The sequence below is a fragment of the Streptomyces sp. NBC_00669 genome, assembly GCF_036226785.1.
Classification (GTDB): domain Bacteria; phylum Actinomycetota; class Actinomycetes; order Streptomycetales; family Streptomycetaceae; genus Actinacidiphila.
In genome coordinates this window covers 4,964,462-4,979,887 of the sequence record NZ_CP109018.1, presented here as the reverse complement: position 1 = coordinate 4,979,887, position 15,426 = coordinate 4,964,462, and the positions used below count along the sequence as shown (strand labels likewise).

The window sequence follows — 15,426 nt, the reverse complement described above, 5'->3', positions numbered from 1 at the left end:
CCCGTTACTCGTCGTCCTGCTCGGCGAGCGCGAGCCGCACATGCTCGTTGAAGTCGCACACGACGGCGCTCGACGCGTGCGGTGAGATCTTCCGCTGGAACTCGGCGACGTAGTGCCTGAATCGGGCCGACTGCACGGATTCCCCTTCCCGCACTGCCGTCGTGGGGGTGTCGACAGCGGCGTCCACGTCGCCGTTCAGGTACTGGCTCTGCGCGAGGACCATCCGGCAGAACGCGAGCGTGCGGGCGTATTGGGGCGCGGTCTTCTGGACGGCGAGTTGCGCGAACCGGAGGGAATCGGTGGGACGTTCGAGGTCGCGGAAGCAGTGCGAGAACTCGCCGATCGGCTCGGCCTCGTCGAAGTAGGCGAGCCAGTCCGGGTCGGTGGCGGATTCCGCCTGTTCGAAGTGGCGCTCCGCCTCGTTCATGGCACGCGAAGCCCCGACGAGGTCATGCGAGTTGGCCAGGGCACGCGCCTCATGGGCGGCGAACATGGCGCGGGCACGGGGAGTTGTTCTGTGGCGGCCTCCTTCGACAGCCGCACGCGCGAGCCGGGCGGCTCTCGGGCGTTTTCCCAAGTAGTTCGCCTGATGGCTCATGTTGGCGAGGATCGTGGCGCCCATCATGCGGTCGTCGGTGATCTGAGTGAGGCGGAGCGAGGCGAGCAGGTAGCGGTTGGCCAGGTGGTGGTTGCCGACGTCGTAGGCGGTCCACGCCAGGACTTCGCCCATCTCGGCCGCCGCGGTGAAGAGTGCCTGCCCGACCTTCTCGGAGTAGCCACCGTTCAGCAGTGGCAGGACCTCCTGGCGGAAGTAGTGGCGGAGCGCGGCATGGCCGTGGCCGCCGCCGAAAAGGAAGTCCAGCCGCATGAACATCGCGTTGGCCGTGCGTACGGCTGCCACATCCCGCATGCCGATGCGCCGGGACGTAGCTCCGCCGGTCGGCAACCCGTCCGGGCGCGAGACGATCCAGGACAGGACGGCGGAGTCGACCTCGTTGTCGCGCAGCAGCTCCTCGGCGGGCGGCTTCTCCTCCGGCCGGAGTTGCGTCAGGCCGTCGAGGACGCCGAGCGCGTCGGCGAGGGAGGCGGCGTAACTGGTTCCGATAGGTGCCGGCCTGATCGTAAGTCCGGCGAAACCGAGGTCGGAAGCGGTGATCCGGCGGCCTAGCTTGGCGCTGAGCGCTTCGGCCACGTAGGCCGCGTTGTCCGCCTGGATGCCGGCGCCGTCGAGCCAGCGCTGCACCGACACGTGCGTGGTACCGGCGCGTACTCCGTGTCGCATCGCGACATCGCGCACACGGCGGGCCAGGCCCTTGTTGGACGCGCCGGCCTCCGCCATCAGCATGGCAAGCCGGTGGTTGGGCTCTCTGTCCATGATCCCCCTGCCATCGAACGGTGACGGCACGTGGCAATGCTGTCACGCAGCGACGGCGCGCGGCAGGGGGTTCATCGGCGAACCCCCTCTCCGCGCGCCGAACCTCCCGTACACGCGAACTCCCCGATGAACGCTGCCGCTTGGCCTCGCACGGCCGTTGACTTGCGGATACGCCGAAGCGGCCGGACGCCGCCAGCGCCCGTCCCGTGAGCAAGGAGGTGAACCGATGGCTTCCGCAAGTCACCACAGCCGACTCGATCTGACCTGTGAGCCCAGTGCGGTCCCGCACGCCCGTCGCCATGCCCGCGACGTACTCCGCACGTGGGACGTGCCCGGTGACGTCCTGGACGACGCACTCGTCGTCGTGACCGAGCTGGCCGCCAACGCGGTCCGGCACACGGGTGAGGGCAGCCGCGCCCCGGAGCAGGGCCTCGCAGCAGCACCCGTATGCGCCGTGGATCTGCGCACCCACGAGGAGTGCCTCTACGTGGCCGTGTACGACGAGAGCCGACGAGCTCCCGTGCTCCGGATTCCGTCCGACAAGGCGGAGAGCGGTCGGGGTCTGCACCTCGTCGCCGAGCTGAGCGGCGGCACGTGGGGGTTCCTCTACACCGCCGGCCCACCCGGAAAGTTGGTATGGGCGTGCTTGGCGCTTCCGTCGTCGTGGGTGAGGCCGCGTGCAGACGCGTGCGGAGGAGCACCTCACACGGCGCGGCCACGGGCCATATCCCCGTGCTCGCTCTCCGGTGCGGTCACGGGAGTGAGCGCGTGAGCCCGCACTCGGACGTTGCAGCGGCTCTCACCCCGGACGTCCTGTCGCCACCGCCTCTCGGCATCGACCCGCGCACCACAGCAAGGAAGCGAACCACGATGACCACCGCCCCCGACCAACTCGCCGACGGTGCACACGAAGCCGACTTACCGCGCTCCGGTGCCGCGCGCCGCTGGCGGATCACGACCCTCGACGGCCAGACCACCGAAGGCCACCTCCCGTACTGGGCCACCGACGACCCCAGCGAGACCGGCATCCACCGCACCGACCTGAAGGTCCGGTTGGCCGACATCACCCACCACTCCCCGCTCGCCGGCCAGACCCTCCGGGTCTACAGCCCCTCCCACCCCGGTGGCCGATCCGCCGATGTCGAGATCCTCCACGGCGGCATCGACTGCACTCCCTACGCCGAACCTCCCGACGCCCGTGTGCCGGTGGTCAACATGCGTCTGACCGACGATTGCTGGATCACCGACCTCGATCCCGAAGCCCTCGCGTCGTTCTCCGCGCAACTACGCGCGCAGGCTGACCGCTTGGACGGTGAAGTTCTGCCCGCTCTGGTCGCCGCCCGCGCCGACTGGGCCGCCCACCACACGCCGACGGCGCCCTCGGCCACGTCGGACGCCGACCGGAGCTGAGTCCGAGCCGGCCGAACCGACGAGTCCCCTTCCGTACGAAAGCGGTGATTCCCCTTGCCCTTCTTGAAGCTCCACGGAGCCGGCAACGACTTCGTCCTCCTCTCCCGCCCCGACCCGGACGGCACCACGAACTGGACAGACACAGCACGGCACTTGTGCGCACGCCGGACCGGCATCGGAGCAGACGGCCTGGTGCTGACGGCCGTGACGTCCACCGACCCGCTCGTCCTCGACGTGACATGTCTCAACGCCGACGGCTCCGTCGCGACCATGTGCGGCAACGCCTTGCGGTGCGTCGCTTGGTGGGCCGCTGCGGAGTACGGCCGCCGGTCGGTGGAACTGGTGATGGACGGTGTGAAGCACCAGGCGCTGGTCGAGGACGACGAGGTGTGGGTCACGGCCGAGGTCGGCGAGACGGCGCTGCGACGTGTCGAGGGAGTCATCGACGGCCGGCCGTTCTGGTACGACGCCGCGCACACCGGTACCGAGCACGTCGTAGCGGTGGTCCCCGACGTCGACCGCGTCGACACCGACCGCTGCGGCCGGATGATGCGCCACCACCCGCAGCTCGCGCCGCTCGGCACGAACGTCAACTTCGTCCAGGTCACCGGTCCCGACGACCTGCGCATCCGCACCTACGAGCGCGGTGTGGAGGCCGAGACGCTCTCGTGCGGCAGCGGCGCGGTCGCGGCCGTGGTGATCGCCCGGCTGCGAGGGCTCGTCACCGACGGACAGGCCACTGTCCACAACCGCTCGGAAACACCGCTGCGGGTGCGTCCGCATGCCGAGCGCCACAGCACCTTCTGGGTCGGCGGCCCCGTCACCCAGGTCTACTGAGGAGAACTCACATGACCCCGTTGATCGACTTCCGTGACCGCGCGGCGGTGCGCCGAGAACTCAGCACTTTACGGAAGTGGCAGGACGGTCTCGCCGCACCGCTCAAAGTGGCGATGGTCTACGGCGGGCTGTCCGCCGAGGACCGCCTCTACCTCGCCGAGAGCCCCGTCGAGCAGCGCTCCGACACCGCGCTGCTCCGCTCGCTCGCCGCGATCGGCGCGGACGTCACCGTCCTCGACCCGTGCGACGCCGGCTTCGTACGCTCCCTGCCCGCCTTCGACGTCGCGCTGCCGAACCTGCACGGGCCGTACGGGGAAGACGGCCGGTTGCAGGGGCTCCTCGACTACCTGCGCGTCCCGGTGTGCGGAAGCGACGTCGCCGCGTCGGCGGTGGCGGCGGACAAGGCTCTGTGCAAGCGGTTCATGCGCGGGCTGGGCGTTCCGACGCCGTCCTGGCACACCTGGAGGCCGGGCCAGAAGCTCAAGTGGGCGGGCGCCACGGTGATGGTCAAGCCCGCTCTCGGCGGGTCCAGCGTGGGAATGCGGCTGGTCCGGCAGGAGAGCAAACTCGCCGAGGCGTTGGAGTACGCGTGGTCGTGCGACCCCTCGCAGGTCCTGGTTGAGGAGTACGTCTACGGGCGGTCCGTGACCGTCGGAGCACTGCAACTGCCCGGCGGGCTCCTGCTCTTCCCGCCGCTGGCAACCGAGGTGGCCGACGCGGAGTTCTACGACGCCGCCGCCAAGCTCGACGCCGGCGCCACCGGGGGCGTGACCGTAGGGCCCGCGGACCTACCCGCATCCGTCGAGGCCGAGGTGCTTCGGCACGCGCGGGCGTTGTGGGACGGGCTGGGCTGCCGCGGCTGGGCCAGGATCGACTTCCTCGTCACCAAGGTGGGGCAGCCGTACGCGCTGGAGGTCAACACCACCCCCGGCATGTCCGTCGGATCGAACTTCGCCGTCGGCGCCGAGGCGTGCGGGCTGCGCCATGCGGATGCCGTCCGGGCCGTCCTCCGTGAGGCGCTGACCCGCCGCCCGTACGATGTGCCCCTGCCCACTCCCGCGCTGGGTACCGAGGACGCCGAGGACCGCACCCGGGAGCCTGCCGTCTGATTCGCCGCCGGGAGTAAGCGTGCCGCACGTCCACCAAGTGCCCATGTGCCGCCAGCTCATCACCCCGCAGGAGTGGGAGGAGCACGGCGGGTGGGCGCTCGGCGACCGCGAGGAGTGGTCGGACCGGGCGTGCGGCATGGCCTGCCTGCGGATGATCCTGCTCGCATACGGCCGTCCGGCGCCGACCGTCACCGAACTGCTGAAGCTCGCCGTCAAGCACGAGATCATGACCCCGCGCGGCGCCGCGCACGCGGGGCTCGCCGACCTCGCCGCGTCCTACGGTGTCCCGGGCCGGGCTGAACCCGTCGCGGCCGAGGACCTTCCCGAACGGCTCGCCGCCGGACCGCTGATCATCTCGATCACCGGCCAGTTTCCCGAAGACGGCCGCCGGGGCGGCCACTTGGTCATCGCCCGCGGATACGAAGACAGCGGCGACGCCGGCACCGGTCCGCTGATCCTCACCCGCGACCCTTCCCTCTGGGGCCAGACCCACGACCGCCTGCCCCTGGCTCGGGTAGCGGCCTCGTACACCGGCCGCGCGATCACCTTCCCGCCCCTACACCGATTCCCGGCCGCCACCGAACAGACCGAAGACGCCCCACCGCACGAGAGGACCGCCACCACGTGATCAAGCTGACGCTCGCCGAGATCGCCGACGCCACCGGGGGAACCGTCCACGACACACCCGACCCCGAACAGGTGCTGGTCACAGCCCCGAGCGCCAGCGACTCCCGCGACGTCCGCGCCGGCGGCATGTTCGTCGCCGTATCGGGAGCACGGGTGGACGGGCACCACTTCGTCGGCCAGGCGATCGCCGCCGGCGCCTCCTGCGTCCTGGCCACCCGCCCCGTCGGCGCACCCGCCGTCGTCGTGGACGACGTCACCAACGCCCTCGGACAGCTGGCCCAGCACGCGCTGACCCGTACCGGCGCGCAGATCGTCGCCCTGACCGGCTCCGCCGGAAAGACCACGACCAAAGACCTTCTCGCCCAGGTCCTGGCCCGCCACGGCTCAACCGTCGCCACCCCCGGCAGCTTCAACTCCGAGATCGGGCTGCCGCTGACCGTCCTGCGCGCCGACGACACCACCCGGTATCTGGTGCTGGAGATGGGCGCCCGCCACCGCGGCGACATCGCCTACCTCACCGGCCTCACCCCACCCCGCATCGGCATCGTCCTCAACGTCGGCTCCGCCCACGTCGGCGAGTTCGGCAGCCGCCAGGCCATCGCCGAAGCCAAGAGCGAACTCATCCAAGCGCTCCCACCAGCGTCGGAGGGCGGCATCGCCATCCTGAACGCGGACGACGACCTGGTCGCGGCGATGGCCGACCGCAGTAAAGCCGCCGTGACCTACTACGGCACCGCCCCGACCGCCACCATCCGCGCCACCGACATCCACCTGACCGCCGGCCGCGCCGCCTTCCACCTCCACACCCCCGACGCCACCGCCCCCGTCACCCTCCAACTCCTCGGCGCCCACCAAGTCCACAACGCCTTGGCCGTGGCAGCCGCCGCCCACAGCCTGGGCATGGCCACGGATGCCATCGCCAAGGCATTGAGCGCCGCCGCCCCCATCTCCGCCGGCCGCCTCCAGGTCATCGAGCGTCCCGACGGCACCACCATCATCAACGACGCCTTCAACGCCAACACCGAATCCACCCGCGCCGGCCTGGAGACCCTCGTTGCCCTCGCCCAGGGCCGCCGCACCATCGCCGTCCTCGGCGAAATGAAGGAACTCGGCGACACGGCCGTCGAAGCCCACCAAACCATCGGCCGCCTCGTCGCAGAGCTCGGCATCCACACCCTCGTCACGATCGGCATGTCCCCCGAGATCACCGCTCTCGCGGCAGCCGCCCGCACTGCCAACCCCGCCCTGACGACCGCCACAGCGGACAACGCCGACACCCTCCTGAACGCCCTCACCCCCCTCCTCGCCCCGGGCGACGTCATCCTCATCAAAGCCAGCCGCTCCGTGGGCCTCGAACACTTCGCCGACAAGCTGTACAGCGAAGGCTAGTCCGACCTAAGCCTCGATCTGCCGGAGTGTGTCCAGGGCGCGCTCCGGGCCGGCCGAGCAGCATGTGCCTCGGCATCAAGACCCATAGCTACGAAGAGCGGCCAGTGAGAGGCACCAACTCCGGCCGCCTTTCGCTCTTGGTCTCTGCCTCGAGAATCAGTCAGTTGCTGGTAGCGGCGTCACCTGCGGGTCAACCGGCTGGCCCAGGGCGATTTCAAAGTCGGGTTGATCTTGTAGGCGTGCTGGTCGCGGCCGTGTGAAGGAGCCTGGCGGGTGCGCTACCAACGCAACGAAGCTCCCGTTGATGCGGGTGGCCTTGCCAAGTCGCCTGCGCCAACCGGAGCTTCGATGTGCCGTCAGTCTGCCACCGTCTGCCTGATCAAGTCGCCTGTCCGTCAGCATCGTGTGACCGGCCCGCTGGCGACACGGCTGCGGACGCCGGCCGACCCGCGTCACCGGCGCGGGAAGCGCCACCCGTTCGTGAGCGTCATGCTGGTGGCCTGCTCGGCCGTGGTAGCCGGGGCCTGCTCCTTCGCCGCGATCGGCCAGTGGGCACGCAACGCCCCACAGGACACCGTTGCCCGGCTGGGCGCCCGCACCGTGACTGCGTTCGGTGCCCGCCTGGCACCGAGTACGGCCACCATCCGCCGCCTGATCATCCGCACCTGTCCCGGCGGCCCGGCCGACCTGCCGGGATACAACCCGGCCGGCACGAACGCCCTGGCCGTGGACGGCAAGAGCGCCCGCAGCTCACGTCATGCGGACACCCCGGCCGCGCACCTGCTCGCGGCGATGACCGGCACCGGCATGACGGTCACCCAACTGCGCGTGCCGGACAAGACGAATGAGATCACCTGCTTCGCCGCGCTGCTGGAACCCTACGACCTGACCGGGGTGACGGTCACCGCCGACGCTCTGCACACGTAACGTGACCACGCCCGCTTCCTGGTGGAGACCCGGAAGGCGCACTACGCGTTCACGGTGAAGAAGAACCAGAAGGGCTTGTACGAGCAGCTTCGGATTCTGCCATGGGGCGAAGCGACAGCGAAGTTCCACGACCGCTCCACCGGCCACGGGCCACGGGCGCCGGGAGACCCGCGCGGTGCAGGCGCTGACCATCACCGAACCCGGCGTCGACTTCCCGCACGCTGCCCAGGCCGCGAAGATCGTGCGCCACCGCACCTCGTCCAAGACCGGCAAACGCACCCGCGAGACCGTCTACGTCATCACCGACCTGACCAGCCGCCAGGCCGCTCCTGAGCACATCGCAAAGATCGTGAGGTCACAGTGGGTGATTGAAAACCGGCTCCACTTTGTGCGGGACACCGCCTTCCGCGAGGACGCCTCCAAGGTCCGCACCGGATACGGGCCGGAGAACATGGCCACTCTCCGCAGCTTCGCCATCAACCAGCTCCGCGCCGCCGGCCACACCAACATCGCCGCCGGATTCCGCGAGATGCCCCTCCACCCCTTCGAGCGGCCACTGACCCTCCTCGGGCTCAGCTGACCAGCACCGATCCAAGACCACCAGACTTTGCAATCGCCCTGACGCCGTGCCGCCTCGGGATGACCACCATCAGGCCGACCCCACGAATTCAACGTCAATAATCAAACGAAGAGAGTTGACTCTTCCAAGCTATTCGAGTGCTGGTAGTTGGTGGCGATCAAGTCCAAGCTGCCGCGCTTCGCTGACTGAAGGTTGATGTCACGCCGAGTGACCATCCTTGTCAGGTGGAACTCACCGAAGATATCCCGACTGAGTGGAGTGTCGCTATTAGATAGCGTGACATGCACCCCCCGCTCGCCAGCCGCGCGCATAGCGGCAGCGAGTCGCCGATGATCCTCTTCGCCAAACTGCTCAGCCGTGTATCGCTTAAAGTCCGAGAAGCCCCCAGCGGGGATGTAAGGCGGGTCGAGATAGACCCAGTCTCCAGCCTGCGCCTCATCTAGCGCTGTTTCGAAGTCTCGCTGCTGAATCTCGACTCCTTGCAGGTTCCGCGCAGCTTCGAGGAGGGTCTTGCGGTTGTAGTAAGGACGGTCGTACTCCCCGTAGGGAACGTTGAACATTCCTTTGCGATTGACTCGCCACAGCCCTCTGAAGCCAGTCTTGTTCAGGTAGATGACGCGGGCCGCTCGCTCGGCATCGGACAGCTCCAGGGAGTTCTGCGCCCGGAGATCGTTGAAGAATTCCCGATTGTTCGGCATCTCATCGAGCAGGGACATGATCTTCTCAGGATCGTGCGAGACCTGCTGAAAGCAGATCACGAGCTCCTGGTTGGCATCCGAGAGTGACGCCCGTGCCGGCCCGAGCTCGAAGAAGACCGCCGCGCTGCCCATGAACGGCTCAAAGTATCTGCCTGTGAACGGCGGCGCGATGGAGACGAGCTGGTCCGCGTAGCGAGTCTTGCCGCCCGCCCACTTCAGGAAGGAGCGAGCCTCACCCACGCGGATGCTACTCATCGTCTGTAGACCTATCGTCATCACGCCGGGCAGTCTACAAGAATTGTGGATGATCGAGACGCTCTGGCGAGGTTTGGAAGCCGGGTAAGGAAGCTACGGGAAGCGCATGGCCTCTCACAAGAGGAGCTCGCCGAGGCTGCCCATCTCCACCGCACATACATAGGGAGCGTTGAGCGGGGGGAGCGCAACATCAGCTTGATCAACATCCATCGCATCGCGCGTGCCCTCCGCGTACCCCCAGGGGAACTGCTGGCAGACGAGGGCGAAGGCGAGTCCGTTGAAGCGTGACATCGATCTTGCAACCCCCCACTGGGGTGATCCGTTCTGGAACGTGCAGCGCATGGTCGTTGAGCAAGCATCGCGACGTCGAACTAGCCCGACCACTCCGGGCGAAATCATGACGCTGCTTGAGCGCGCTGGCACCCAGGCGGCGGACGTGCTCGTCACCTACCTGGCCACCCGGGAGAGCCTGCTCAACCAGCTCGCCGACTACTGCCGCGTACGGGAGCAGGTCACCGCGGAACACTTCTCCCTCTTGCGAAGCGAGGAGGAGGCCATAGAGGAGCTTCACAGCGTCTCGGAGGAAGCTCCCCAGAGCTACAGGGTGCAGCTGGCTGGACACCACAAGTCCCCCAAGGCCGTCGTGGGCACGATCGGCGCGATCACCACTCTTGAATGCATGCAGGCCGGAATGACGGTAGACATCGACCCCCAAAGCCGAGCCGCCTTGCTGTCCGACAAGCATATCTGGGTATCCCCTCGACGGCTCGACGGTGCACTCCCGAGCCTTTTCAACCCTGTAGCCCTCTGGGAAATCAAGGAGTACTGGGGAAAGACCAGCGGCGGCTCAAAGATGTCGGACGCCATCTACGAGCTGCACCTTGTGGGCCTCGAAGTCCGTGCATTCGAGGAACAGTTCGGCATCCACGTCAATCACTACGCGATCATTGATGGCCTGGCACAGTGGACAGCCAGGAAGGCTGACTTCCGCCGAGCGATCGACCTTCTCTACATGGGACTTCTCGACGAGCTGATCATCGGCAAGGAAATTCTCATCGAATGGCCTCGCATCATCCGGGAGAACATCACCAGCGCTCAAGTCCGCGGAGTTTCCGCTGCCCCTGCCCAAGAGGCGCCGGGCATGCTCTTTAGCTGAGTAGGGCCGGGGAAGGGCGTGGTTGCCGTTAGTCCGTTTCCCATCCCCCGGCGCTTCAAACCGTGCGTGCAGTTCTCCCGCACACGGCTTTCTGGCATCGTTCACCACCTGGCATGCGCTGTCGTGGCCCTGCGAGCTCCTGAGGAGGGCGGGAATGAACACGCCGCCCGCCATGCAGCGTGGGCGATCAGCATCTGGGGTCCTGGTCGACCCCAGTCAGTGAGGCCGGCCGACACCTCGCACGCCGTGTCTCGCCCGACGGCATCTGGGCCAGTTGACCGCCGAGCCTGCCGACCAGGCAGGCATGCATCAGGGCGGCTTCAAGTTCCTGGTAGGAGTGGGTTGTCGGTGATGCCCCAGATCCAGCGGGCGTGTTCGGGTGCGTCCCGGATGACTCGGGTGGTCTTGGCGATGTTGTCGGCTCCCGGCAGTCGTAGCCTGCCGATGGCCAGGTTCCGCAGAGCGGCCATCGCCCGCGGCGCGTTGCCGGTGTGGACGGTGGAGGTGTCCTTGAGGTTCCCCCGCTGTGCAGCTGGCGTAGACACCCTGATGATCACCGGTCTCGTGCCTGTGCTGTTGCCACGTCAACTCCCGATGGGCGCAGACGATCTACGCGATCCCGGAACTTGCAACCGCCCTGGACATGCATGGTCTCAGTCTTGGTCTCATTCGCCCCCGTCCGGCCACGTTCAGCCGCCACTCGGTCGGGCATTCCGTCCCACGTCAGGAGGACGTGGACCCCGGCGGAAGTCGATTGGGAGAATTGGAAAGCGTGTTGGGGGCAACCCCTCACGAGTTCGAATCTCGTATCCTCCGCCAGTGCCTCACCGGGCACGACGTCGTTGGCCCCCGCTGCTCGCAGCGGGGGCCAACGACGTGTTCGTGGCACCGGTCACTGCCGCCGCACGTAATCCGGCGGTTGACTGGTGCCTACGATGACGCAGAACGCGTTCTCGCCGCCTGCCCGGGCGGCCCGCTTCCGGCGGTCCGACGCCAGGTCCGGGCCCGGGCCTCGGAACCTGACTGCGCTGCCTACAGCCCGCCGCTCGGCCCCGGTTGTATCCACTTCTGTGGGCAGTCGCGGAGGGCCTTCCGAGACACCTCGCCCCCACGCGTCGACCCGTTGGACGCGCGGTCTCAGGAGTTCCGGCGAGCCGGCGACCTGCCCATGCCCGTGAGCAGGGGACCTCGGCAGCCGCTAGGAGGCCGCTGCTCTCGGGAGTCAGTTGGTGAAGTAGCCCTCGACGTCCACCACGGCGTTCACGGACTCGTGGGCGTTGTGGAGGCTGAGGTGGGTCCCCGAGAGGGGCACGTATGCGAGGACGGCGGTGGTGCGGCCGGCCATGAAGTTGAGGGTGGAGGCGTCCGGACCGGCGTTGTCGTCGTTGTCGTTGGCGGTGAGGAAGCCGTTGGCGCTGGAGCCGACGGCGGTCAGGTTGATCAGGACGCCGGTGACATTGGACGGGAGACCGGCGACTCCGGCTACGTCGAGTTGCACGCTGGAGCCGCTCGTGATGGCGCCCTTGTGCCCGCCGGTGCCGGAACGCGTGTCCAGCACGCGGACCGGCGTGATCGGGTGCAGAGGTTTGTTGAACGGCTCGGTATGGGGTCCGAACGGGACGTAGAAGCCCTCGACCGAGGCGATGAGATGGGCCGAGCCGGCGTTGTTGTAGAGGGACACACGGCCCTTCGCGTCGACCGGAACGACCACCATGGCCGCACGCGACTCCCCGGTGGCGAAGTTGAGGTTCGACGCCGTCGGTACCGCGTCGCCCGGGCGGTAGGCGGTGACGTAACTGTGCGAGGTCGCACCGGTCGCGACGACGTCCAGGACCACCGCAGTCGCCCCGTACTCAGGAGAGTTCCTCTCCGCGATGCCGGGCAGCGCGGTGAAGGTGAGGGAGGAGTTCGGGCCGACCTTGCCGAGCGCGGGCAGGCCGTCCGATTTGTCGCCCCTGGTGTCCAACACCTTGTGCAAAGGGCCCTCGTCGAGCAGGACTCCTCCGTCGTCCGCGCCGGGGGTGAGGGTGGTGTAGCCCTCGACGTCGGCGACCAGGTCGGCGGAGCCGGCGGAGACGGAGAGGGAGACTGTTCCGTCCGGGCCGATCGGGACCGTCACCAGGTTCGCCACCGTCTGGCCCTTGGCGTAGTTGAGGATCGAGGAGGTGGGCTGGGAAGCCCCGCCAGGGTAGGCAGTGATGTGCCCGCCGACGGTCGGGCGCGTGACCGTGACGTTGAGGAGCACGGAGCCGGCGTTCGCGATGGGACCGGCGCCGTTGACCTTCAGATGGACGACTTTCCCCGCGGCGACCTGCGCCTTCGGCGCGCCGAGCCCGGTGCGGGTGTCGAGGATGCGGGTCGGGCTGGTCGAGACGAACACCGGACCGACGGTGACCTTGGCCGTGGTGCTCGACGTTCGCCCGCCCAGGTCGTTCTCGTCGGCGTGGACGGTATAGGTGCCCGCCTTGGCGTAGGTGTGCTGCATGTCCTGGCAGGAGGAGGTCCCGGTCGTCACGGGCGTTCCGTCGCCGAAGTCGATCCGGCAGGAGCCGAGTTCGAACGGGTCCGTCTGCAGGGCCCGGTCGGTGACGTTCACGGCGAGCGGCTTGCTCGCGTCAAGGGCGAGCACACTGATACCGGCGGTGAAGGGTGCCTGCGGGCTGACGGACTCGACCAGTTGGCGTTCCCCGGCAAGGGCCCCTGGGGGTGCATCGGTGTCCACCGTGATCACGAAGCTGCCCCCGCTGGCGGGCAGCTTAGTGTACGTGTGCCGGACGGAGCCGGCGGTGGAGGTGACCTTCGGAGTACCGTCACCGAAGTCGTACGTGCGACTGACCGTGGTCCCCCACGGGTTGTCGTCGTGCGGGGTGACCGTCACGGAGGCTCCGACCGCGATGCGGTTCGGAGATGCGGTGGGGTAGCCGACCGCGAACGGGTTGCGCTGCTCGTTCGCGCCACGGTCGAAGTAGCCCGCCCCCGTGCCGGTGTTGGCGGTGAGCGGGTCGTCCACCCGGGGGTAGCCGAGGATGTCGGTGGCGAGTTCGCCGGGCGCGTTCGCGTCGGCCGAGTCGATACCGGGGTTGCCCTCGCCGTACCACTGGAAGCCCCTGGTACCCGCCGTTCCGCCGACCATGTCGTGGCCGCCCTGCCCGGTGGCGACCTGGAACGCGGCGACCTCGGTGTAGTCGGTGCCCGCCCAGCGGTAGACGGCGCCTCCGGCCCGGGGATAGTAGAGGTTGTAGCCGACCTTGGTAGTGGCCGTGGAGTCCGCGCCCACCTCGATCCGGCCACGGTCGAACCCGTTGTTCTCCACGGTGGTGCCGGTGGAGCCGCCGTCGACCGCGACGAGGTCGGCGAGACCGCCCAGGTTGTTGCTGGTGACGGCGGTGTCCACAGCTCCGTCGAGTGCGATGTCGCGGTCGGCGTATTCGCCTTCGTCGATGTCGTTCGTGGTGACGACGGTGCGCCGTACGCCCACGCCCACGCTGATCACGGGACTGTCCTCGTCCACGGGGAGGATGTTGTTGCGACTGATCGTCACGTCGCTGCTGCTGCCCGACACCGCGATCACGGACGCGTCCTTGGCGCCGTTGAGGTTGAACCCGTCGATCGTGACGTCGTCGGAGTCCTGCACGCGTATGGAACCGGTGGACAGCGTCACCGTCCCGTCCCGCAGGGCCACGTCGTGGACGCCGGCGAAGGCGAGCCCGGCGACCGTGAAGTCGCCCTCGATGGTGAGGGGAGCGTCAGACGTGCCCGACGACGTCACCGTGGTGGCCGGATAGTCCCCGAAGCCCGACACGAGCACCGTGTCGCCGGGCTGCGCGGCGTCGACTGCGGCCTGGAGCGTGCAGTACGGCTGCGCCTGCGTGCCGGTACCGGCAGCGGTGTCGGAGCAGGACGCGTTCTGGATGTCGACGTACCGCGTGCCCGTGTCGGCGGACGCCGTCACCGCCGCACCCGGCAGGAACCCTCCGCCGACAAGAAGCGACAGCACGGCAACGCCAACCACACGTGATCTGTGCACAGTTCCCCCCAGGGACCGCGCTCCACCGCTCGACGCGGGCGGGGTCGCCCTGGGTACCGATCGAGCGTGAGGAGAGCGCGGTAGAACCTATCAGCAGGCCCAAGGACAAGGGGAGTTGTCGAGGACGCGGGCGGGGTCTTGGGGTGGGGACGATGTTTCCGGCGGAGGGTTTTCGTGTGGGCGGCGGCGCTGGCGGGTGTCGCGGCCGGTCTGGTGCCATTGTCGGAGGTGTCGGCGGATGCGCCCCCGGCCGACCTCTACGTCGGTCAGGGCCTATCGTGCGGTGAGAGCGGGCCCGGCACGCAAGCGGTGCCGTTCTGCACGGTCCAGGAGGCGGCCGACGTCGTCGTGCCGGGGCAGACGGTGCACATCGCTGCGGGTACCTACGACCGGCTGCGAAGCGTTCGCTGATGGTGTGCAGAAGCCGAGCGATCTCGGCGCGAGCGGTTGGCGGATCAAGATCAAGCCGTGCCTCGGTGACTCGCAAGGCAGAGACGATCAATCCGGCGTGCTTCCGAAGGGCCCTTTTCCGGTGAGAAGCGAAGGGGACCGTGCTACGCCGCGAGTAGGCACGACGCACCACCTTCTTCACCGTCGCAAGCCGGAAGCTCAACTCCGAGAGGGCGGTATGAGACTTTGTGCCCGATTATTCGTTTCGTGTGGGACGAGCGGGCAGGTCGTGACGACGTCGGTCGGCTGCGGCCGGGGCTGGGTGAATAAGCCTGGCTCGGTCTCCGTCAGGATTCCGAGGTCGGCCAGGCGCGTACCGGCCCTGATGGCCCTGACCGAGGGATGCGCGGCCTTCCACGCGGCGATCACCGGCTCGACCAGCGCCCACCGCTCGTCGCTCACATCGCTCCTGTAGGGCTTGCGCTCGCTCACGACGTCCAGCCCAACACGCCCATGTCCGCCGACCGGCCGGGATTCCACACCGCCACACGTTCAGGTGACGACAAAACTCCTATTCACTCTCATTCCGCCCTCTGAATTGACGGATGATTTCCAGATCGGGGCATGGAACCCCGCCGTGCCCGAG

At 68.2% G+C, this 15,426-nt stretch carries 14 protein-coding genes and 1 pseudogene; 11 read left to right on the top strand and 4 right to left on the bottom strand.

The window, feature by feature from the left end; genetic code table 11:
- Positions 1 to 4: 4 nt before the first annotated feature.
- Positions 5 to 1,375, bottom strand: a complete 1,371-nt coding sequence (locus tag OG896_RS20840; protein ID WP_329367558.1) for a sporulation protein — start codon at positions 1,373 to 1,375, stop codon at positions 5 to 7.
- Between the two features lie 226 nt (positions 1,376 to 1,601).
- Here OG896_RS20840 and OG896_RS20835 point away from each other — a divergent pair, with 226 nt between their 5' ends.
- The 8 genes and pseudogenes from OG896_RS20835 to OG896_RS20800 form a co-directional block, all read left to right on the top strand.
- Positions 1,602 to 2,147 (top strand): ATP-binding protein, encoded by a 546-nt coding sequence (locus OG896_RS20835; protein WP_329367556.1) that lies wholly within the window; start codon positions 1,602 to 1,604, stop codon positions 2,145 to 2,147.
- Positions 2,148 to 2,245: 98 nt separating this feature from the next.
- Positions 2,246 to 2,785, top strand: a complete 540-nt coding sequence (locus OG896_RS20830; RefSeq protein ID WP_329367554.1) for a DUF6907 domain-containing protein — start codon at positions 2,246 to 2,248, stop codon at positions 2,783 to 2,785.
- A 63-nt stretch (positions 2,786 to 2,848) separates the two neighbouring features.
- The gene (dapF, locus tag OG896_RS20825; RefSeq protein ID WP_329367551.1) at positions 2,849 to 3,622 is read left to right on the top strand and encodes a diaminopimelate epimerase; all 774 of its coding nucleotides are present in this window, start codon (positions 2,849 to 2,851) and stop codon (positions 3,620 to 3,622) included.
- 11 nt (positions 3,623 to 3,633) lie between these two features.
- The gene (locus tag OG896_RS20820) at positions 3,634 to 4,731 is read left to right on the top strand and encodes a D-alanine--D-alanine ligase family protein (protein WP_329367550.1); all 1,098 of its coding nucleotides are present in this window, start codon (positions 3,634 to 3,636) and stop codon (positions 4,729 to 4,731) included.
- Between the two features lie 43 nt (positions 4,732 to 4,774).
- Positions 4,775 to 5,359: a C39 family peptidase gene (locus OG896_RS20815; RefSeq protein WP_329367548.1), complete on the top strand. Its 585-nt coding sequence runs from the start codon at positions 4,775 to 4,777 to the stop codon at positions 5,357 to 5,359.
- Positions 5,356 to 6,747, top strand: coding sequence for a UDP-N-acetylmuramoyl-tripeptide--D-alanyl-D-alanine ligase (locus OG896_RS20810; protein WP_329367546.1), 1,392 nt, complete (start codon positions 5,356 to 5,358; stop codon positions 6,745 to 6,747). The genes OG896_RS20815 and OG896_RS20810 overlap by 4 nt, the downstream gene beginning before the upstream one ends.
- Positions 6,748 to 7,020: 273 nt before the next feature.
- Positions 7,021 to 7,674 carry a transposase family protein gene (locus OG896_RS20805; protein WP_329367544.1) on the top strand — a complete coding sequence of 218 codons (654 nt, stop codon included), beginning with the start codon at positions 7,021 to 7,023 and terminating at the stop codon, positions 7,672 to 7,674.
- 133 nt (positions 7,675 to 7,807) lie between these two features.
- Positions 7,808 to 8,254, top strand: a pseudogene (locus OG896_RS20800) (ISAs1 family transposase); the annotation flags it as partial.
- A 101-nt stretch (positions 8,255 to 8,355) separates the two neighbouring features.
- Here OG896_RS20800 and OG896_RS20795 read toward each other — a convergent pair.
- Positions 8,356 to 9,207: a DNA adenine methylase gene (locus OG896_RS20795; RefSeq protein WP_329367541.1), complete on the bottom strand. Its 852-nt coding sequence runs from the start codon at positions 9,205 to 9,207 to the stop codon at positions 8,356 to 8,358.
- 45 nt (positions 9,208 to 9,252) lie between these two features.
- Between OG896_RS20795 and OG896_RS20790 the strand changes: the two genes are divergently transcribed.
- Both OG896_RS20790 and OG896_RS20785 read left to right on the top strand, forming a co-directional pair.
- On the top strand, positions 9,253 to 9,495 hold the full coding sequence (locus tag OG896_RS20790) for a helix-turn-helix domain-containing protein (protein WP_329367539.1): 243 nt from the start codon (positions 9,253 to 9,255) through the stop codon (positions 9,493 to 9,495).
- Positions 9,485 to 10,363 (top strand): DUF7687 domain-containing protein, encoded by an 879-nt coding sequence (locus OG896_RS20785; RefSeq protein WP_329367537.1) that lies wholly within the window; start codon positions 9,485 to 9,487, stop codon positions 10,361 to 10,363. Before OG896_RS20790 ends, OG896_RS20785 begins: the two co-directional genes overlap by 11 nt.
- Before the next feature lie 320 nt (positions 10,364 to 10,683).
- Here OG896_RS20785 and OG896_RS20780 read toward each other — a convergent pair whose 3' ends face one another.
- Complete coding sequence (locus tag OG896_RS20780) at positions 10,684 to 10,908, bottom strand: hypothetical protein (RefSeq protein ID WP_329367535.1); 225 nt, start codon at positions 10,906 to 10,908, stop codon at positions 10,684 to 10,686.
- Between the two features lie 677 nt (positions 10,909 to 11,585).
- Positions 11,586 to 14,360, bottom strand: a complete 2,775-nt coding sequence (locus OG896_RS20775; RefSeq protein ID WP_329367533.1) for a PKD domain-containing protein — start codon at positions 14,358 to 14,360, stop codon at positions 11,586 to 11,588.
- A 204-nt stretch (positions 14,361 to 14,564) separates the two neighbouring features.
- Between OG896_RS20775 and OG896_RS20770 the strand changes: the two genes are divergently transcribed.
- Positions 14,565 to 14,801, top strand: a complete 237-nt coding sequence (locus OG896_RS20770) for a hypothetical protein (RefSeq protein WP_329367531.1) — start codon at positions 14,565 to 14,567, stop codon at positions 14,799 to 14,801.
- The last annotated feature ends 625 nt before the right edge of the window (positions 14,802 to 15,426 follow it).

What these genes read in the sequence shown, in the direction of transcription:
- OG896_RS20840 (WP_329367558.1), bottom strand. Translation starts at nt 1,375, where the DNA reads ATGGACAGAGAGCCCAACCACCGGCTTGCCATGCTGATGGCGGAGGCC.
- OG896_RS20835 (WP_329367556.1), top strand. Translation starts at nt 1,602, where the DNA reads ATGGCTTCCGCAAGTCACCACAGCCGACTCGATCTGACCTGTGAGCCC.
- OG896_RS20795 (WP_329367541.1), bottom strand. Translation starts at nt 9,207, where the DNA reads ATGAGTAGCATCCGCGTGGGTGAGGCTCGCTCCTTCCTGAAGTGGGCG.
- OG896_RS20815 (WP_329367548.1), top strand. Translation starts at nt 4,775, where the DNA reads ATGTGCCGCCAGCTCATCACCCCGCAGGAGTGGGAGGAGCACGGCGGG.
- OG896_RS20820 (WP_329367550.1), top strand. Translation starts at nt 3,634, where the DNA reads ATGACCCCGTTGATCGACTTCCGTGACCGCGCGGCGGTGCGCCGAGAA.
- OG896_RS20830 (WP_329367554.1), top strand. Translation starts at nt 2,246, where the DNA reads ATGACCACCGCCCCCGACCAACTCGCCGACGGTGCACACGAAGCCGAC.